This window comes from Pseudomonas sp. MT3 (assembly GCF_054720805.1).
This window is the reverse complement of the sequence record NZ_JBTVPY010000013.1, coordinates 23,368-41,348: the sequence shown is the minus strand read 5'-3', so window position 1 is coordinate 41,348 and position 17,981 is coordinate 23,368. Positions and strand designations below refer to the sequence as shown.

The window sequence follows — 17,981 nt, the reverse complement described above, 5'->3', positions numbered from 1 at the left end:
CCCGATCCCCGGCGATTGACCGCCCCGGCCACGCTGCGTAGCCTTCCTCCCTTCGAGGTTCTCCGGCACTGGCCGGAGCTAAGAGGGAACGTGGAAATCTTCGGATGCGCCACGGCTGCCCCCGCAACTGTGAACAGCCTGTCTCTTCACGCGCCACTGCCGATTCGGGCGGGAAGGCGAAGAGACGATCAAGGGCTGTGAGCCAGGAGACCTGCCTCGTGACTGGTTTTCGATCTGCTGCGCGTCGGCCATGCTGCGTTGGCGGATCGTCGTGGACTGCTCATTGACTACAGTCAACTCCGCGTCCCCGACGATCCTCCGCCTTGCCTGGCTCTAGCTCGCGAGATCCGGAACCGGTTCGTTATCAACAGACAACCGGGCGGGGTGATCCGGTGGCGACCTTCGTTGCGCGGCGAACCCGCGCGCGCGCCCTTCATCCGCCCTCCAATGTCCACTTGCGAGGCGCGCATGAAAACCCTGGCCAAACTCCCCGTCACCATCGTCACCGGCTTCCTCGGTGCCGGCAAGACCACCCTGCTCCGCCACATGCTCGATACTGCCTCCGGCCGCCGCATCGCGGTGATCGTCAACGAGTTCGGCGAGCTGGGCATCGACGGCGAAATCCTCAAGCAGTGCTCCATCGGTTGCAGCGAAGAAGAGGCGGTCGGCCGCGTCTTCGAGCTGGCCAACGGCTGCCTGTGCTGCACCGTGCAGGAAGAGTTCTTCCCGGTGATGCGCGAGCTGGTGGCGCGCCGTGGCGACCTCGACCAGATCCTCATCGAGACCTCGGGCCTGGCCCTGCCCAAGCCGCTGGTGCAGGCCTTCCAGTGGCCGGAAATCCGCAACGCCTGCACCGTGGACGCGGTGATCACCGTGGTCGACAGCCCGGCCGTGGCTGCCGGCACCTTCGCCGCCCATCCCGAGCAGGTGGACGAGCAGCGCAAGCAGGACCCGAACCTGGACCACGAATCGCCGCTGCACGAACTCTTCGAGGACCAGCTAGCCAGCGCCGACCTGGTGGTCTTGAACAAGGCCGACCTGCTGGACGCCGAGGCGCTGGCCCGCGTGCGCGCCGAAGTTGCCGAGGAGCTGCCGCCGGCAGTGAAGATCGTCGAAGCCAACTCCGGCCAGCTGCCGCTCTCGGTGCTGCTGGGGCTGAACGCCGAGGCCGAGCTGCACATCGACAGCCGCCCGACTCACCACGTCCACTCCAATGAAGAGCACGAAGGCCATGAAGATCACCACCACGACGAGTTCGACTCCTTCCACGTCGACCTGCCGGAAGTGGAAGAGCGCGCCCTGCTCGATGTGCTGAACGCGCTGGTCGAGCGCCACGCCGTGCTGCGCATCAAGGGCTTCGTCGCCATCCCCGGCAAGCCCATGCGCCTGTTGGTGCAGGGCGTCGGCAAGCGCTTCGACAAGCACTTCGACCGCGCCTGGCGCAGTGACGAAACCCGCAGCACCCGCCTGGTCGTGATCGGCCAGGAACTGGACCAGGCCGCCATCAGCAACGAGCTGCGTACCGCCCTGGCATAACACTGCTTATCGTAGGAGCGAGCTTGCTCGCGAACGGCCTCACAGCGGGGTCTGGTTCGCGAGCAAGAGCTAGGCGCCCCCTCGCTCCTACATGAAGCCCTACACCGAGCAAGCCTCATGCATCTGCTGCGCACCCAACCCGGCGGCTTCGTCCCCGACGACGGCATCGCCCACCTGGCCCAGACGCCCGCCGAGCTGGTGATCCTCTGCAGCGGCGATTCGCACCTGGCGCTGCTCGCCGAGGCCGCCCGTGAGCTGCCGGAGGACTACCCGAGCCTGCGCCTGGCCAACCCCATGCAGCTGCAGAACCACGCCTCGGTGGACTTCTACGTCGACGAGGTACTGCAGTACGCCAGGGTCATCCTGATCTCGGTGCACGGCGGCGTCGGCTACTGGCGCTACGGCATGGAGCAACTGGCGGCGCTGGCCGAGCGCGGCGCCACGCTGATCGCCGTGCCCGGCGACGACAAGCCCGACCCCGAACTCGGCGCCCTGTGCAACGTCCCACCTGAGGATGCCGAACGCCTCTGGCAGTACCTGCGCCAGGGCGGCATGGACAACGCCCGGCAGTTCTTCGCCTGCCTGGCCAGCCGCCACCTGCAACGCGACTACACCTGGAGCGAACCACGGACGCTGCCCCGAGTGGTGGTCTATCACCCGCAAGTCGGCAGCTGCGACCTCACCCGCTGGCAGGTCGACTGGAACCCTGAGTACCCGGTCGCCACGCTGCTGTTCTATCGCACCCACCTGCAAGCGGCGAACACCGGTTTCATCGACACCTTCTGCGAACGCCTGCAGGCCCAGAGCATCAACCCGTTGCCCATCGCCGTCGCCAGCCTCAAGGAAGCCGCTTGCCTCGATGCCGTGGAAAATCTGCTCGATAGCGCCGACGCCGAGCTGATCATCAACACCACCGGCTTCGCCCAGTCCAACCCGGAAGCCCCACAGGAGCGACCGTTCCGCCGCGACGTGCCGGTGCTGCAAGCCATCTGCTCGCTGGACAACCACGACCTCTGGCGCGCCAACCCGCAGGGCCTCGGCCCGCGCGACCTGGCCATGCACATCGCGCTGCCGGAACTGGACGGTCGCATCATCACCCGGCCGATCAGCTTCAAGGGCCTGGCCTGGCGCAGCGAGCGCAGCCAGAGCGACGTGGTCTGCTACCTGCCGCACCTGCCCGGCATGGACTTCGTCGCCGAGCTCGCGCGGCGCTGGATGCTGCTGGCGCGCAAGACCAACGCCGACAAGCGCGTGGCGCTGATCCTGGCGAATTACCCGACCCGCGACGGGCGCATCGGCAACGGTGTCGGCCTCGACACGCCGGCCGCCGCGCTGAACATCCTGCGCGCGCTGGAGGCTCAGGGTTATCCGGTCGCCGGCCTGCCCGATTCCGGCACAGCACTGATCCAGCAGCTGCTCGGCGGCATCAGCAACGATCTGGACAGCCTCGACCTGCGCCCCTGCGCGCAGAGCCTGGCGCTGGACGACTATCTCGCCTGCTTCGCGCGACTGCCCGAGGCCAACCAGCAAGCGGTGCGCGAACGCTGGGGCGAGCCGCAGCAGGACCCGATGTTCCGCAGTGGCCGCCTGATGGTCGCAGGCCTGCGCTTCGGCCTGGCCTTCGTCGGTATCCAGCCGGCGCGCGGCTACCAGCTCGACGCGGCGGCGATCTATCACGACCCGTCGCTGGTGCCGCCCCACGGCTACCTCGCGTTCTATTTCTGGCTACGCGAAGTCTTCGGCGCCGACGCGGTGGTCCACGTCGGCAAGCACGGCAACCTGGAGTGGCTGCCGGGCAAGGGCGTCGGTCTCTCCGAGGAATGCTGGCCGGACGCGATCCTCGGCGCGCTGCCGAACCTCTACCCGTTCATCGTCAACGACCCCGGCGAAGGCGCGCAGGCCAAGCGTAGGGCCCAGGCGGTGATCATCGACCACCTGATGCCGCCGCTGACCCGCGCGGAAAACTACGGCCCCCTGCGCGACCTCGAACGCCTGGCCGACGAGTACTACGACGCCTCCCTGCTCGACCCGCGCCGCGCCACCGAACTGCGCGGCGACATCCTCACGCTGGTGCGCGAAACCGCGCTGGACCGCGAGCTGGGCCTGCAGCTGAGCGACGATGCGGAAGGCTGGCTGCCGCAGCTGGATGCTTACCTCTGCGACCTCAAGGAATCGCAGATTCGCGATGGCCTGCATGTGTTCGGCGAATCGCCCGTGGGCGAGTTGCGCCGCGATACGTTGCTGTCACTGGTGCGCATTCCACGCGGCGATGGACGGGGCGGAAACGCCAGCTTGCTGCGCGCACTGAGCGAGGACCTGCAACTGGGTCGCGACCCGCTGGACGAAGCCTTCGCCGAACCCTGGGACGGTCCGCGCCCGGACGTGCTGCTCGCGGTGAGCGACGAACCCTGGCGCAGCAACGGCGACACCCGCGAGCGCCTGGAACTGTTCGCCCTGCGCCTGATCGACGGCTCGGCCGGCGCGCCGGGCAGCACCAGCGCGGCAGTTCTCGCACAGATCCACCAGCAGATCGCACCGACCCTGGACGCCTGCGGCGCCAGCGAGATCGGCCACCTGCTCGCCGGCCTCGACGGCCGCTTCGTCCCGCCCGGCCCCAGCGGCGCGCCCAGCCGCGGGCGGGTCGACGTGCTGCCCACCGGGCGCAACTTCTTCACCGTGGACGTGCGCAACCTGCCCACACCCACCGCCTTCCGCCTCGGCTTCCAGTCCGCCAGCCGCCTGCTCGAACGCCACCTGCAGGACCACGGCGATCATCTGCGCCAGCTCGGCCTGTCGGTGTGGGGCACGGCGACCATGCGCACCGGCGGCGACGACATCGCCCAGGCGCTGGCGCTGCTCGGCGTACGGCCGGTGTGGCAGGCCGGCAGCCAGCGCGTGGAAGATTTCGAGATCCTGCCGATCACCCTGCTCGACCGCCCAAGGGTGGACGTGACGCTACGGGTTTCCGGCTTCTTCCGCGATGCCTTCGCCAACCTGATCCGCCTGTTCGACGCCGCCGTGCAGGCGGTCGCCGCGCTGGATGAGCCGGACGATCTGAACCCGCTGGCCGCTCGTGTGCGGGCCGATCAGGCACGCTTGCAATCCGAGGGATTGGAGCGTGATGACGCCCGCCGCCAGGCCGGCTGGCGCATCTTCGGCGCCCAGCCCGGCGCCTACGGCGCCGGCGTGCAAGGCGTGATCGAATCGCGCCAATGGGACAGCCGCGCCGACCTCGCCGAGGCCTACCTGAACTGGGGCGGCTACGCCTACGGCGCCAGCGACGACGGCACTCCGGCGCGCGAACGCTTCGCCCAGCGCCTGTCCGGCCTGCAAGCGGTGCTGCACAACCAGGACAACCGCGAGCACGATATTCTCGATTCCAACGACTACTACCAGTTCCAGGGCGGCATGCTCGCCGCCGCCGAGGTCATCCAGGGGCAATCGCTGTCCAGCTACCACGGCGACCACAGCCAGCCGGACAACCCGCGCATCCGCACCCTGAAGGAAGAACTCGGCCGCGTGGTACGCGCCCGCGCGGTGAACCCGAAATGGATCGCCGGCATGAAGCGCCACGGCTACAAGGGCGCCTTCGAACTGGCCGCGACGGTGGACTATCTGTTCGCCTTCGACGCCACCAGCGAACTGGTCGACGACCACCAGTACCGCCTGCTGGCCGACGCCTACCTGCTGGACGACGACACCCGCAAGTTCATCCGCCAGCACAACCCCGAAGCCCTGCGCGACATCGCCGAACGCCTGGTGGAGGCGCAGCAGCGCGGGTTGTGGGAAGAGCCGGGTGAATACCGCGAGACGCTGGAGAATCTGTTGGTGGACAGCGAGGAGCAGTGAGGAGCAGTGAGGGATCTCGCGCTTGCGTAGGAGCGGACTCCGTCCGCGATGGCATCCAGCGCGATGCACGACCGTAGGGCGCATAACCTGGAACGGGTTATCCGCCGTTTGCCTCGTGGCGGCTAACCCTGGCGCGTTATGCGCCCTACGATTTACAGGTCATTACCGCGCACAGCGCCGCATGATTGCGTGTAGGAGCGAGCTTGCTCGCGAACATTGCCCCCGCAGTGGAGGCGGGTTCGCGAGCAAGCTCGCTCCTACGAAAAGCGGCTCAGTCTCGACGCAGCCGTTCCGCCGCATTCAGCAGCAGTGCCTCGGTGCCGCTCCAGCCCAGGCAGCCGTCGGTGATCGAGACACCGTAGCGCAGCTCGCCGGACAGCGGCTGGCAGCCGTCGAACAGATGACTCTCCAGCATCACGCCACGCAGCGAAGCGTCGCCGGCCACACGCTGGTCGATGACACTGTCCAGCACTGCCGGCTGGCGCAGCGGGTCCTTGCCGCTGTTGGCGTGGCTGCAGTCCACCATGATGCTCGGTTCCAGACCGAGCTTCTCCAGCCCCTGGCGAATCTGCTGCACGCTGGCCGCATCGAAGTTCGGGCCGGCGTGACCGCCGCGCAACACCAGATGGGTGTCCGGGTTGCCCTGGGTCTGTACCAGCGACGGTCGACCCTGCGCATCGATGCCAAAGTGCTGGTGCGGGTGCGCGGCCGAACGCATGGCGTCGGTGGCGATGCCGATGCTGCCGTCGGTGCCGTTCTTGAAGCCTACCGGCAGGTCGAGGCCGCTGACCATCTCACGATGCACCTGGGATTCGCTGGTGCGCGCGCCGATGGCGGCCCAGCCCAGCAGGTCGTCGAAGTAACCGGCCACCAGCGGTTGCAGCAGCTCGGTGGCAATCGGCAGGCCGCGTTCGAGCATGCCCAGCATCAGCCGGCGCGACAGTTCCAGGCCGCCGGCCATGTCGCCAGTGCCATCCAGTTGCGGGTCGTAGACCAGGCCTTTCCAGCCGATGGTGGTGCGCGGTTTCTCGACGTAGGCGCGCATCACCAGCAGCAACTGGTCGCTCACCTGCGGCACCAGTTCGGCGAGGCGGTCGGCGTATTCGAGGGCGGAGACGGGGTCGTGCAGCGAGCAGGGGCCGATCACCACCAGCAGGCGCGGATCGCGGCCATCGAGAACGGCGCGGATCGCCTCGCGGCCTTCGCGGACGCGGTGGGCCATGACGGCGGACAGCGGCAGGCGCTGGCGCAGTTCGGCGGGGCTCGGCAGCGGTTGTTCGCGGCGGCGAGCGGAGGGCAGCGGCAGGTCGAGGACTTCGGCGGTGGCTGCGTGTTCGGGGCGGATCAGGGCGGAGTTGGAAGCGTTCATCTGACTGGCATCCTTGGCCGGCGCGGTGGTCTTTCCGCGCTCGGCGCTCTATCTAAGTGTTCGTGGCAAGGCTCGTTGGGTGGCACGCAGCGCGCTGCTAAATCGCCAGTCGGAGTTGCGGTAATAGCGGTAATCAGTGGTGTAGGCGGTCATGTCTCGATCCTCTGTCTGAGCGTTTTCGCTCGTTTCAATGCGTTGGGCCTTGTGGGCCGGAAAAACAAAAACCCCGGTCGGGTTGCCGACCGGGGTTTCATGAATCTGTCTGGTTGGCGACCCTGCTTGCTAGGGCGCCTGTGAGGTATCAGGCGCGCCTTTGGCTAAACCAATACCCATAGAAGAAATAGCCGGCAGCAGCGACCAGGACCTGCGCACGAGCGACTGCGGAGCCAATGGCACCGAGGCAGGCGAGGGGCAGGATGGACAGGCTGAACGGCATGATGTTCTCCGTGGAAGTGCAGCCAAGGTACTGCATCGCGCAGCGCCGATCAATGACTTGAATCTATCGATCCGATGGACATTGGTCGCACCTCCTGCACCCGGTTCGCTACCATGCACGGACGAAATCCGCAGGAAATCCCCATGAGCGCCCTTCCCCATTTCCCACTGGCAGCCATCGTCGGCGCCGATGAGCTGAAGCTGGCCCTGTGCCTGGCGGCCATCGATCCGGCGATCGGCGGCGTGCTGATCGAAGGGCCGCGCGGCATGGCCAAGTCCACCCTGGCGCGCGGCGTCGCCGATCTGCTGGACGGCGGGCGCTTCGTCACCCTGCCACTGGGCGCCAGCGAGGAACGCATCGTCGGCACCCTCGACCTGGACGCGGCGCTGGGCGAAGGCCGCGCGCAGTTCTCCCCCGGCGTGCTGGCCCATGCCCACGGCGGCGTGCTTTATGTGGATGAAGTGAACCTGCTGCCCGACCACCTCGTCGACCTGCTGCTCGACGTGGCCGCCAGCGGGGTCAACCTGATCGAACGCGACGGCCTGTCCCACAGCCACCCGGCGCGCTTCGTGCTGATCGGCACGATGAACCCCGAGGAAGGCGAACTGCGTCCGCAACTGCTGGACCGCTTCGGTCTCAAGGTGCAACTGCAAGGTGCGCCGGCACCAACCGAGCGTGCCGAGATCGTCCGCCGCCGGCTGGCCTTCGATGCCGACCCGCAGGCGTTCCTCGCGCAATGGCAGGCCGCACGGCAGGCCCTGCAACAACGCTGCGGCGACGCGCGCCAGCAACTGGCCGCGATCCCCCTGGACGATGCCGCGCTGGAGACCATCGCCGAGCGCTGCCACGCCGCCGGTGTCGACGGCCTGCGTGCCGACCTCGTCTGGCTGCGCGCGGCCCGTGCCCATGCCGCCTGGCGCGGCGCCAGCGTCATCGAGGCGCAGGACATCGATGCCGTGGAACACTTCGCCCTCGCCCATCGCCGTCGCCATGCACCGCAGCAACAGAGTGCCCAGCCGCAAGCGGTGCAGCCACCCAGCCAGTCACCGCAACACTCCGGCACCACCAACGGCGAGGGCCAGTGGGGCGAGTTGCCTGCCCGGAGCATCGCGATGGGCGCACCCCGGCAACTGACGGGCTGGCCAAAAAAGCCCTGAGCATCCGCCCGCGCCCGGCCCCAGGCGCGGATGCCAACCCCCGACCCGGCCAGCTCGCCGGCGGCCGCAGCGGCGCCCGCCAACAGGGCGCGCACGACCGCATCGACTGGCCCGCCACCCTGCGCAACGGCCGCCCACGACGCCGCGCGGACCTGCTGCTGTGTGCCCGCGGCCGCACGCCCGCCGAACTCTGGCTGGTGATCGTCGACGCCTCCGCCAGCACCCGCCGCCACGGCGCCCTCGCCCAGGCCAAGGGCTTGCTCGCCGACACCTTCGAGCAGGCCTACCGGCAACGCGCCCGCCTCGCCGTGCTGCACGCCACGGGCGCACAACCGCGCTGGTTGTGGCAAGGCCAGAAGGCTTCGAACCAATTGCAGGACTGGCTGGCGCAACTCGGCGCCGGCGGCGGCACTCCGCTGATCGAAGCCCTGCATCAGGCCCGCGACTGGCTGGAACAGCGCCGGCGGCAGAAGCCCGCTGAGTACCAGCGGCTACTGGTGCTGACCGATGGCCGTCTGCGCGACTGGCCGCCGCTACAGCCGCTGAACTGCCCGACGGTGCTGGTGGATATCGAGGCTGGCGCGGTGCGGATGGGGCGGGCGCAGCGCCTGTCCGCCGAGCTGGGAGCGGATTATCGGCACATCGATGATCTTCCCGAGAGTCCTCCGCTACCCTCGTAAGCTGGCCTATTTCCACACAGAGACCGACATGACAACAGTTGCGATCCTCTACCGTGAAGCCGCCACCGACGAAATATCCGCGCTGCTGCAGGAATGCCAGCTGGTCGCGCTACCGGCCGTAATGCGTACCGAAGGCCGACGCCTGGCCACGACACTGCGCGGCGAACGCGACGCACAGGAATGCGGCATCCTGCTGCTGGAAATTCCGCTGCGGACACGCGAGTACGGTGAAGATTTCGTGGCCGTACTCTTCCACACTCACCGATACGAGTACCGAAGCCCGGGGCGGCTGCAAGCCGTCATGCAAAAAGCACTGGACGCCTGGGAGCATGCAGGGCGACCGGATGAGTTCTTCATCGACGCCTAAGGCTCCCCATTGCGCCCATGCAGCCGGAACCCCGGCCGCTCGCTCAGCCGTTCGTAGTAGGCCGCCACGGCAGGCAGATCGGGTCGCCGCATGGGCGTCAGGTACCAGCGGTTCACCGACAGGCCGAGCACGATGTCGGCAAGGCTGAAGCCGGTGCCGGTGACGAAGGCACCGGTGCGCTGCAGTTGCCGGTCCAGCAGGGACATGCAGTGGTTCCACTGCGCCTCGCTCAGGGCGATGGCGGATTCGTCGGTATGGCTGGGACTGTTGCGCACCCGCGCCATGAATGCATAGCGCCAGGCGCTGTTCAGCTCGGTGGCCTGCCAGCCCATCCACTGCTCCACCCATGCGCGCTGGCGGGGCGCGGTGGGCAGCAGGTCGTGGCGCGGATACTGGTTGGCCAGGTAGCTGCAGATGGCGTTGGACTCCCAGAGTACGAAGTCGCCATCGACGATCACCGGCACCATTGCATTGGGATTGAGCGCCAGGAACTCCGCCTCGGCGGTGGAGCGAAAGCCGCTGCCCCAGTCTTCCCGCTCGTAGGCCAGGCCCAGCTCGGCGCAGGTCCAGAGCACCTTGCGCACGTTGATCGATGACGCGCGACCGAGGATTCGCAACATGCTGTCACTCCCTGTGAAAACCGGAACCCAGCATAGAGGCCAACGGGGTGGTGGAGAAGCGCCGTATCGCCACGACATCGGAGGTGATCCCTGCAGGAGCGAGTTTGCTCGCGAATCACCACGAAGCTGTGAACCACCACACCGTCAATCGGCTGCGAGGAGCTCCAGCGCCTGCCAGAGCGAGTCGAGACTGTCGAACTCCCGCTCCACCGCCGGCAGTGTCGGCCGCGCCAGGATCAGCACTGGCACACCGCGCTCGCGGGCGACCTGCAGTTTCGGTTCGGTGGCCTGGCTGCCACTGTTCTTGCTGACCAGCACGTCGGTGCCCAGGCGGGTGAACAACTCGCGCTCGCCATCGAGGCTGAAGGGGCCGCGCGCACCCAGCACTTCGGCGCGCCCATTGCCGGACAGGCTTTGCAGGCAGCGCACGGTCCAGCGCTGGTGCGCGGGAATCTCGTCGAGATGTTCCAGCGGCTCGCGCCCCATCGTGAACAGCGGGCGATGGAAAGGCTCCAGCGCGGCGATCAACGCCGGCCAATCGGCCACTTCGCGCCAGTCGTCCTCCGCTCCCGCCTGCCAGCCGGGACGACGCAGCGCCCAGCATGGCACGCCTGCCAGTTGCGCGGCGCGGGCGGCGTTGGCGCTGATCTGCGCGGCATAGGGATGGGTGGCATCGAGCAGTAGCTCGAAACCCTGCTCACGGATGAACGCAGCCAGTCCCTCCGCGCCGCCGTAGCCGCCGACGCGCACTTCGCAGGCGAGGTCGTCCGGCACCTTGCCGAGGCCGGCCAGGCTGTACAGGTGCCGTGGGCCGAGACGCCGGGCGATGGCCAGCGCCTCGCCGATGCCGCCCAGCAGCAGTACGCGCTTCATCGCACCTCCAGCGCTTCACCCACCAGATTGCCCTGGCGGTCGATGGCGAAGACTTCCAGCACCACCTCGACGGGCACGATGCGCCGGGCGAATGCCAGCGCGCGGGCGCAAACCGCATCGCCAAGGGCGATCCCCTCCGCGCGGCACAGCGCCAGCGCCTGCTGGCTGGTGTTGGCCGCGCGCATGCGTTGTTGCAGCTCCGCCGACGCACCGATCTCCGCAGCCCACTCGGCCAGTTGCGGCAGGTCGATGCTGGAGTGGCGGCTGTGCAGGTCCATGTGGCCGGCGGCGAGCTTGCTGATCTTGCCGAAGCCGCCGCAGACACTGAAGCGCTCCACCGGCACCTTGCGCAGGTGCTTGAACGCGGCGCCGGCGAAGTCGCCCATCTCGATCAGCGCGGTGTCGTCGAAGCCGTAGCGGCGGCGCATGGCATCCTCGCTGGCGTTGCCGGTGCAGGCGGCGAGGTGGCGGAAGCCGTTGGCGCGGGCGACGTCGATACCCTGCTGGATCGAGGCGATGTACGCCGAGCAGGAGAACGGCCGGACGATGCCGGTGGTGCCGAGGATCGACAGGCCGCCAAGAATGCCCAGGCGCGGGTTCATGGTCTTGAGCGCCAGCTCGGCGCCGCCCTCGATATTGATCGTGACGTCGAAGCCGCCGGCATAGCCGCACTCGGCCGCCAGCACGGCAAGGTTGTCACGCATCATCTGCCGCGGTACCGGGTTGATCGCCGGCTCACCCACCGCCAGCACCAGCCCCGGCTTGGTGACGGTGCCAACGCCCTCTCCCGCGTGGAAACGCACACCGGGCTCAGCACTCAGGGCGACGCGGACGAAGACCAGCGCACCGTGGGTCACGTCCGGATCGTCGCCGGCATCCTTCAGCGTGCCGGCTTCGGCGCCGTCGACGGTAAGCCGGCAGAACTCCAGGCGCAGGGTCGCGCTGCGCTCCTTCGGCAGCACGATCTGCGCCGCATCGCTGGCCACGCCGGTCAGCAGCAGGCGCGCCGCCGCCAGGCTGGTGGCGGTGGCGCAACTGCCGGTGGTGTAGCCACTGCGCAGCGGGCGAGGTTCTTCGGGCGTCTCTTCACGCATGGGCGTCACGCATCGTCAGTCGGCCAGGGGCTTGTGCACTTCCAGCAGGGTGATCGGCAACGCCGCGCGCCAGGTATCGAAGCCACCCAGCGGCTGGGCCTGGGCCACGGAAAGACGGGTCAACTCGCCGCCAATGCGCTCGCGCCAGCTCACCAGCAGCGCCTCGCTCTGCAGCGTGACGGCATTGGCCACCAGGCGGCCACCGGGCTTGAGCTGATCCCAGCAGCGCTCGAAGACACCAGGCACGGTCACGCCGCCGCCGATGAAGATCGCCTCGGGACGCTCCAGCCCCTGCAACGCGTCCGGCGCGGCACCGCAGACCAGTTGCAGCGCCGGCACGCCAAGGGCATCGCGGTTGAAGCGGATATGTTCCTGGCGCCCGTCGTTGGCTTCGATGGCCAGCGTGCGGCAACTCGGGTGCGCGCGCATCCACTCGATGCCGATGGAGCCACAGCCGGCGCCGACGTCCCAGAGCAACTCGCCCGGCGTTGGCGCCAGCCGCGCCAGGGTCACCGCGCGCACATCGCGCTTGGTCAGTTGGCCATCATGGCGGTAGGCCTCGTCCGGCAAGCCGATGGTCAGGGGCAGACGAACCGCGTCTGAGCCGGCTACGCATTGCACCGCGACGATATTCAGCGCAGCGGTCTCGCTCGGTGACCAGTCGCTGGCCAGCCCATCCATGCGCCGCTCCGACTCGCCCCCCAGGTGCTCCAGCACGCAGATGCGGCTAGGGCCGAAGCCGCGCTCGCGCAGCAGCGCGGCGATGGCGGCCGGACTCTCGCCGTCGTTGCTGAGGACCAGCAGTTTCGCGCCATGATGCAGCTGCGCGTTGAGCGCCGCCAGCGGACGTGCCAGCAGCGACAACAGCGTGCAGTCCTGCAACGCCCACCCCAACCGCGCGGCGGCCAGAGCGGCGGACGATGGTGCGGAAATGACCTGCATTTCCTCGGGCGGAATCTGACGGGAAAGGCTCGCGCCGACGCCGAACAGCATCGGGTCGCCACTGGCCAGCACACAGGTCGGCTCACCGCGCCGACGCAGTACCGGCTCCAGGCTGAACGGGCTCGGCCAGGCCTGACGGTTGGCGCGCAGGCAGTGCGGCAACAGCGCCAACTGGCGCGGCGCGCCGATCACCTCGCTGGCTGCGAGCAGCGCACGGCGTGCCGCCTTGCCGAGGCCGGCGTAACCGTCCTCGCCGATGCCGACGATGGTCAGCCAGGGCGTCATGGGGATTCCTCTGAAGGGATGCGATGATCGATCCGACGGGCAGGCTTGTTCCGCCCTCGGGCAAAGCAGGCATAATACCCGCATCGTCGGTGCTCGTAGGACGCTTCGCTGTTTGAAGGCGATGCATCCGAGAGCCGAAGAGGGAACACGGAAAAACCGTGGCTGCCCCCGCAACTGTAAGCAGCGAGTTCGCGCACTTCGACCACAGCGTCTGTTGTCGTCGATCTGGCCACTGGGCAACCGGGAAGGCCGCGCCGGATGAGGACCTGCCAGCCAGGAGACCTGCCGACGAAACCAGTCGCGCGTGCAGACATCGAGCGGGGTGTATCGGTGTCGTGAAGTCCCCTGTGGGGATTCGCAGGTCACCGCGACCCAGCCCTGGTGACCTCAGTGCACGACCCTTCCGCGCCATCTGCCCTTGCTGCCGTCCGCCCGTCGGCCTGCCCTGGCCTGCTGCGCATCGTGGCCTCCCGCGATGGCGGCATCTGCCGCATCAAGCTGCCCTGTGGACAACTCGACGCCCAAGCCGCGCGCGCCATCGCCCTGGCTGCCGAACGCCATGCCGACGGCGTGCTGGAAGCGACCAACCGCGCCAACCTGCAGATTCGTGGCGTACATGCCGGTGCCGAGAATGCGCTGAGCCGTGATCTGCTGGCCGCGGGCCTCGGCCCGCGCGAGCTGGCGGCGGACGATGTGCGCAACCTGCTGGTCAGTCCGGCGCTCGGCCTGGATGCGGGCACGGCATTCGACGCCCAGCCGCTGGCGCGTCAGTTGCTCGATCTGCTGGAGCGCACCCCACGCTTCCACGGCCTCTCGCCCAAGTTCGGCGTGCAACTGGATGCCGGCGAGTCGCTGGCGATGCTGGAGCACCCCAACGATATCTGGCTGTCGGCGATGTCTGAGGATGCCGCGCCGCTGTTCGCCTTCGGCCTGGCCGGCTGTCCGCCGCAGCGCAAGACTGATCGTCCCGCCCTCGCCGCCGTATCCGCCGAGCAGGCGCCGCTGCTGGTGGAAACCCTGCTGCACCTGTTCCTCGATCTCGCCGACGACGGCCAGACGCGCATGCGCCACCTGCGCGAGAAGCTCCGCGACGAAGCGCTGCTGGAGCGCCTGCAGCAACGCCTGCCGTTCCCCCTGCGACTCGGTCCACTTATGGATAACTGGCGGCGTCCTGCACCGCAGGCCTTCGGCCACCTCGGGATTCAGCCCCAGCGCCAGCCGGAACGAGTCATGGTCGGTGCGGGATTCGTCCTCGGTCGTCTCGACAGCTCGATGCTGTTCGGCCTCGCCGATCTGACAGAGCGTTTCAGCGGCGGACAACTGCGTCTGACGCCCTGGCAAAGCCTGATACTCCCCGACGTGGCCCCGGCCGATGCTCCCGTCGCACTCGGCGCACTGGCCAATCTCGGCCTGCTGATCGACGCCGCCCAGCCGCTGTCGCGCCTCATCGCCTGCAGCGGCGCCGGCGGTTGCGCACGCGGGCTGGCCGACACCAAGGCCGATGCCCTGCGCCTGGCCGAACGCCTGCGCCACGCACCGCCGGCCGGCGTGCACCTGTGTGGCTGCCCGCGCTCCTGCGCCGCCGCCCACGTCGCCTCCTACACCCTGCTGGCCGTCGCCGACGGCCGCTATGACCTGTTCCGTCGCGCCGATGGCATGGCCGGCTTCGGCCAGCCATTGGCGCGCAACCTTTCCCTCGAGGCCGCCGGCGACCTGCTGGCCGCACCCGGAGCCCCCACCGATGCTTGATTACATTCGCGACGGCCAGGCGATCTACTGCCAGTCCTTCGCCACCATCCGCGCCGAAGCCGAGCTCTCCGCCATCCCCGCCGACCTCGAGAAACTCGCCGTGCGGGTGATCCACGCCTGCGGCATGGTCGACGTCGTGCAGGACCTGCGCTTCTCCGCAGGCGCCGGGGCCATCGGCCGTGCGGCGTTGGCCGCTGGCGCGCCGATCCTCTGCGATGCGCGAATGGTCGCCGAGGGCATCACCCGCGCGCGCCTACCGGCGCACAACGAGGTGATCTGCACCCTCAACGATCCGGACGTCCCGGCGCTCGCCCGCGAGCTGGGCAACACCCGTTCGGCGGTGGCGCTGGAGCACTGGCGCGAGCGCCTGGAAGGCAGCGTGGTGGTGATCGGCAACGCGCCGACCGCGCTCTTCTACCTGCTGGAAATGCTCGATGCCGGCGCACCGAAACCGGCGCTGATCCTTGGCTTCCCGGTGGGCTTCGTCGGCGCCATGGAATCCAAGGACGCCCTCGCCGCCGACAGCCGTGGCGTGCCCTACGTGATCGTCCGCGGCCGCCGTGGCGGCAGCGCGATGGCGGCCGCCGCGGTGAACGCCCTGGCCACGGAGGTGGAGTGATGACCGGCCGCCTCATCGGCCTGGGCGTCGGCCCGGGCGACCCTGAACTGCTGACCCTCAAGGCCCTGCGCCTGCTGCGCGCGTCCCCGGTGATCGGCTACTTCGTAGCCAAGGCCAAGCACCACGCCGGCCAGGGCGGCAACGCCTTCGCTATCATCGAGCAGCACCTGCTCGATGAGCAGCAGCGACTGCCGCTGGTCTATCCGGTGACCACCGAGAAGCTGGAGCCGCCGCTGACCTACGAAGGCGTGATCAGCGACTTCTACGACACCGCCGCCGCGCAGGTGGCCGCACACCTGGATGCCGGCCGCGACGTGGCGGTGATCTGCGAGGGCGATCCGTTCTTCTACGGTTCCTACATGTACCTGCATGACCGCCTTTCGCAGCGGTATGCCACCGAAGTCGTTCCCGGCGTCTGCTCGATGCTCGGCAGCGCGGCGGTACTCGGCGTGCCACTGGTGTACCGCAACCAGAGCCTGGCGGTGCTGTCCGGCGTCTTGCCGGAAGACGAGCTCAAGCGTCGCCTGGCCGACGCCGATGCGGCGGTGGTGATGAAGCTCGGCCGCAACTTCGACAAGGTCCGTCGCGTGCTGCGCGAGCTGGGCCGTGACGGCGGCGCCCACTACGTCGAGCGCGCAACCATGCGCGAGCAGCGCATCGTCGCGCTGGACGAGGTGGACCCAATGGCCTCGCCGTACTTCTCGATGATCGTCATCCCCGGCCAGCGGTGGAACGGCTGATGCGCATCGCCATTGTCATTCTCGGCCAAGGTGCGCTGGCCACGGCCCGACGCCTGCAGGGCATTTATCCACAGGCGCGCGTACTGGGCCTGAAGGACCGCGTCGAAGGCGCCGACGAGTCCTACGCGAACTTCGGCGAAACCCTGCGCCAGCTCTACCGTGACGACACCCCGATCATCGCCCTGTGCGCCGCCGGCATCGTCATCCGCACCCTCGCCCCGCTGCTGGCTGAAAAGGGCGTGGAGCCGCCGGTGCTGGCCGTCGCCGAAGACGGCAGCGCCGTGGTGCCGCTGCTCGGCGGGCTCGGCGGAGTCAACCGCATGGCCCGCAAGATGGCCGCCGCGCTGGACATAGCGCCGGCCATCACCACCAGCGGCGAACTGCGTTTCGGTGCCTGCCTGCTCGACCCGCCACCGGGCTACGCGCTGGCGGACATCGAACAGGGCAAGCGCTTCGTCTCCGACCTGCTGGGCGGCGACGCCCTGCGCATCGAAGGCGACGCGCCGTGGCTGGACGAGCTGGACCTGCCGCTGGCCGACGACGCCGCGCATACCCTGCGCATCGACTCCCGCGCCGAAGGCATCGCGCACAACGAGCTGCGCATCTATCCGCGCATCGTCCTCGCCCATGTCACGCTGGTGGACTCGCAGTTGCCCGAACGCATCCGCCAGGGCCTGGCGCAGGCCGGGCTGGCCGAGGTATCGCTGGCTGCATTGGTCGCGCCGCGCTGCCGCATGGCCGACCCGGCGCTGGCCGAGGCCGCCCGCGAGCTGGGCGTGCCGCTGCGGTTCATCCACAGCGACGACGAACTGCCGCCGGCCATGCTGCATGGCGACTCCTTCCACCTGCACCGCGCTGCCACGCCAGGCGAAGCCGAAGGCATCGGCCAGCCGCGCGGGCGACTCAGCGTGATCGGTCTCGGCCCCGGCGCCAGCGACTTCATGATCCCCGCCGTGCGCCATGCGCTGGACGAGGCCCAGGACCTGCTCGGCTACGAGACCTATGTGAAGATGGCCGAGCCCCTGCGCGACGATCAGGTGCGCCACTGCACCGACAATCGCGAGGAGATGCAGCGCGCCCGCCACGCCTTCGAACTGGCCGCCAGCGGCCGGCGGGTGGTGGTGATTTCCTCCGGCGATCCCGGTGTCTTCGCTATGGGCGCCGCGGTGATGGAGGCGCTGCACGGGAGCGATGATCCCGACTGGCACGGCGTGGAACTGGAGGTGTTGCCGGGCGTGTCCGCTGCGCTGGCCGCCGCCGCCAAGGCCGGCGCACCGCTAGGGCATGATTTCTGCCTGATCTCCCTGTCGGACAACCTCAAGCCCTGGGAGACCATCGAGAAGCGCCTCGATCACGCCGGCGCCGCCGACCTGGTCATGGCCTTCTACAACCCGATCTCCAGGGCTCGCCCCTGGCAACTGGGGCGCACCCTGGAGATCGTCCGCCGCCACCGCACACCGGAAACCCTGGTGGTGCTCGGCCGCAACATCGGCCGTCCGGCGGAGGCGCTGCGCGTCGTCCCCCTCGGCGAGCTGGTGCCGGAGATGGTGGACATGCGCACCCTGGTGATCGTCGGCTCGTCCCTGACCCGGCGCTTCCCACGCACCGGTGGCGGCGACTGGGTGTACACGCCTCGCTGGTATCGCTGAGCGCCCTGGATAGCCT

General features: G+C 68.8%; 15 protein-coding genes and 2 riboswitches. Of the genes, 9 read left to right on the top strand and 6 right to left on the bottom strand.

Features of this window, described 5'->3' with window-relative positions; translation table 11 throughout:
• Positions 1–38 precede the first annotated feature (38 nt).
• Positions 39–233, top strand: a riboswitch (cobalamin riboswitch).
• 235 nt (positions 234–468) lie between these two features.
• Both cobW and cobN read left to right on the top strand, forming a co-directional pair.
• Complete coding sequence (cobW, locus tag ACYCAX_RS14950) at positions 469–1,536, top strand: cobalamin biosynthesis protein CobW (protein ID WP_294978925.1); 1,068 nt, start codon at positions 469–471, stop codon at positions 1,534–1,536.
• 117 nt (positions 1,537–1,653) lie between these two features.
• Positions 1,654–5,385: a cobaltochelatase subunit CobN gene (gene cobN / locus ACYCAX_RS14945; RefSeq protein ID WP_460248319.1), complete on the top strand. Its 3,732-nt coding sequence runs from the start codon at positions 1,654–1,656 to the stop codon at positions 5,383–5,385.
• 271 nt (positions 5,386–5,656) lie between these two features.
• Here the strand turns inward: cobN and ACYCAX_RS14940 are convergent, their stop codons facing one another.
• Both ACYCAX_RS14940 and ACYCAX_RS14935 read right to left on the bottom strand, forming a co-directional pair.
• Complete coding sequence (locus ACYCAX_RS14940) at positions 5,657–6,754, bottom strand: 3-deoxy-7-phosphoheptulonate synthase (RefSeq protein WP_460248318.1); 1,098 nt, start codon at positions 6,752–6,754, stop codon at positions 5,657–5,659.
• A gap of 301 nt (positions 6,755–7,055) precedes the next feature.
• Entirely contained in the window at positions 7,056–7,190 is a 135-nt protein-coding gene (locus ACYCAX_RS14935; RefSeq protein WP_460248317.1) for a hypothetical protein, read from the bottom strand.
• A gap of 143 nt (positions 7,191–7,333) precedes the next feature.
• Between ACYCAX_RS14935 and ACYCAX_RS14930 the strand changes: the two genes are divergently transcribed.
• Genes ACYCAX_RS14930 through ACYCAX_RS14920 form a run of 3 tightly spaced genes read left to right on the top strand, consistent with a single transcriptional unit; the run spans position 7,334 to position 9,394 of the window.
• Positions 7,334–8,347: an ATP-binding protein gene (locus tag ACYCAX_RS14930; RefSeq protein WP_294978917.1), complete on the top strand. Its 1,014-nt coding sequence runs from the start codon at positions 7,334–7,336 to the stop codon at positions 8,345–8,347.
• A complete protein-coding gene (locus tag ACYCAX_RS14925; RefSeq protein ID WP_167650139.1) occupies positions 8,329–9,027 on the top strand; it encodes a vWA domain-containing protein in 699 nt (232 codons plus the stop codon). Before ACYCAX_RS14930 ends, ACYCAX_RS14925 begins: the two co-directional genes overlap by 19 nt.
• A 28-nt stretch (positions 9,028–9,055) precedes the next feature.
• Complete coding sequence (locus ACYCAX_RS14920; protein ID WP_041711698.1) at positions 9,056–9,394, top strand: hypothetical protein; 339 nt, start codon at positions 9,056–9,058, stop codon at positions 9,392–9,394.
• On the opposite strand, the gene ACYCAX_RS14915 is transcribed toward ACYCAX_RS14920, so the two are convergent.
• The 4 genes from ACYCAX_RS14915 to cbiE all read right to left on the bottom strand — a co-directional run bounded on the left by ACYCAX_RS14915 (position 9,391) and on the right by cbiE (position 13,208).
• Positions 9,391–10,014, bottom strand: a complete 624-nt coding sequence (locus ACYCAX_RS14915) for a glutathione S-transferase family protein (protein WP_294980647.1) — start codon at positions 10,012–10,014, stop codon at positions 9,391–9,393. The two genes, ACYCAX_RS14920 and ACYCAX_RS14915, sit on opposite strands and share 4 nt — an antisense overlap.
• 144 nt (positions 10,015–10,158) lie before the next feature.
• Positions 10,159–10,887, bottom strand: coding sequence for a cobalt-precorrin-6A reductase (locus ACYCAX_RS14910; protein WP_460248316.1), 729 nt, complete (start codon positions 10,885–10,887; stop codon positions 10,159–10,161).
• Positions 10,884–11,981: a cobalt-precorrin-5B (C(1))-methyltransferase gene (locus ACYCAX_RS14905; RefSeq protein WP_460248315.1), complete on the bottom strand. Its 1,098-nt coding sequence runs from the start codon at positions 11,979–11,981 to the stop codon at positions 10,884–10,886. The genes ACYCAX_RS14910 and ACYCAX_RS14905 overlap by 4 nt, the downstream gene beginning before the upstream one ends.
• Before the next feature lie 15 nt (positions 11,982–11,996).
• The gene (gene cbiE, locus ACYCAX_RS14900; RefSeq protein ID WP_294980639.1) at positions 11,997–13,208 is read right to left on the bottom strand and encodes a precorrin-6y C5,15-methyltransferase (decarboxylating) subunit CbiE; all 1,212 of its coding nucleotides are present in this window, start codon (positions 13,206–13,208) and stop codon (positions 11,997–11,999) included.
• Positions 13,209–13,278: 70 nt separating this feature from the next.
• Positions 13,279–13,512, top strand: a riboswitch (cobalamin riboswitch).
• Between the two features lie 86 nt (positions 13,513–13,598).
• Between cbiE and cobG the strand changes: the two genes are divergently transcribed.
• The 4 genes from cobG to cobJ are packed head-to-tail and all read left to right on the top strand — an operon-like array spanning position 13,599 to position 17,965.
• Complete coding sequence (cobG, locus tag ACYCAX_RS14895; protein ID WP_460248314.1) at positions 13,599–14,957, top strand: precorrin-3B synthase; 1,359 nt, start codon at positions 13,599–13,601, stop codon at positions 14,955–14,957.
• Entirely contained in the window at positions 14,950–15,576 is a 627-nt protein-coding gene (locus ACYCAX_RS14890; protein WP_294980633.1) for a precorrin-8X methylmutase, read from the top strand. The genes cobG and ACYCAX_RS14890 overlap by 8 nt, the downstream gene beginning before the upstream one ends.
• Positions 15,576–16,316, top strand: a complete 741-nt coding sequence (locus ACYCAX_RS14885; RefSeq protein ID WP_294980630.1) for a precorrin-2 C(20)-methyltransferase — start codon at positions 15,576–15,578, stop codon at positions 16,314–16,316. The genes ACYCAX_RS14890 and ACYCAX_RS14885 overlap by 1 nt, the downstream gene beginning before the upstream one ends.
• Positions 16,316–17,965 (top strand): precorrin-3B C(17)-methyltransferase, encoded by a 1,650-nt coding sequence (cobJ, locus tag ACYCAX_RS14880; protein WP_460248313.1) that lies wholly within the window; start codon positions 16,316–16,318, stop codon positions 17,963–17,965. The genes ACYCAX_RS14885 and cobJ overlap by 1 nt, the downstream gene beginning before the upstream one ends.
• Positions 17,966–17,981 lie beyond the last annotated feature (16 nt).

Excerpts from the sequence above, each read along its gene's own strand:
- cobW (WP_294978925.1), top strand. The coding sequence starts at position 469 with ATGAAAACCCTGGCCAAACTCCCCGTCACCATCGTCACCGGCTTCCTC.
- cobN (WP_460248319.1), top strand. The coding sequence starts at position 1,654 with ATGCATCTGCTGCGCACCCAACCCGGCGGCTTCGTCCCCGACGACGGC.
- ACYCAX_RS14940 (WP_460248318.1), bottom strand. The coding sequence starts at position 6,754 with ATGAACGCTTCCAACTCCGCCCTGATCCGCCCCGAACACGCAGCCACC.
- ACYCAX_RS14935 (WP_460248317.1), bottom strand. The coding sequence starts at position 7,190 with ATGCCGTTCAGCCTGTCCATCCTGCCCCTCGCCTGCCTCGGTGCCATT.
- ACYCAX_RS14930 (WP_294978917.1), top strand. The coding sequence starts at position 7,334 with ATGAGCGCCCTTCCCCATTTCCCACTGGCAGCCATCGTCGGCGCCGAT.
- ACYCAX_RS14920 (WP_041711698.1), top strand. The coding sequence starts at position 9,056 with ATGACAACAGTTGCGATCCTCTACCGTGAAGCCGCCACCGACGAAATA.
- ACYCAX_RS14915 (WP_294980647.1), bottom strand. The coding sequence starts at position 10,014 with ATGTTGCGAATCCTCGGTCGCGCGTCATCGATCAACGTGCGCAAGGTG.
- ACYCAX_RS14910 (WP_460248316.1), bottom strand. The coding sequence starts at position 10,887 with ATGAAGCGCGTACTGCTGCTGGGCGGCATCGGCGAGGCGCTGGCCATC.
- ACYCAX_RS14905 (WP_460248315.1), bottom strand. The coding sequence starts at position 11,981 with ATGCGTGAAGAGACGCCCGAAGAACCTCGCCCGCTGCGCAGTGGCTAC.
- cbiE (WP_294980639.1), bottom strand. The coding sequence starts at position 13,208 with ATGACGCCCTGGCTGACCATCGTCGGCATCGGCGAGGACGGTTACGCC.
- ACYCAX_RS14890 (WP_294980633.1), top strand. The coding sequence starts at position 14,950 with ATGCTTGATTACATTCGCGACGGCCAGGCGATCTACTGCCAGTCCTTC.
- ACYCAX_RS14885 (WP_294980630.1), top strand. The coding sequence starts at position 15,576 with ATGACCGGCCGCCTCATCGGCCTGGGCGTCGGCCCGGGCGACCCTGAA.
- cobJ (WP_460248313.1), top strand. The coding sequence starts at position 16,316 with ATGCGCATCGCCATTGTCATTCTCGGCCAAGGTGCGCTGGCCACGGCC.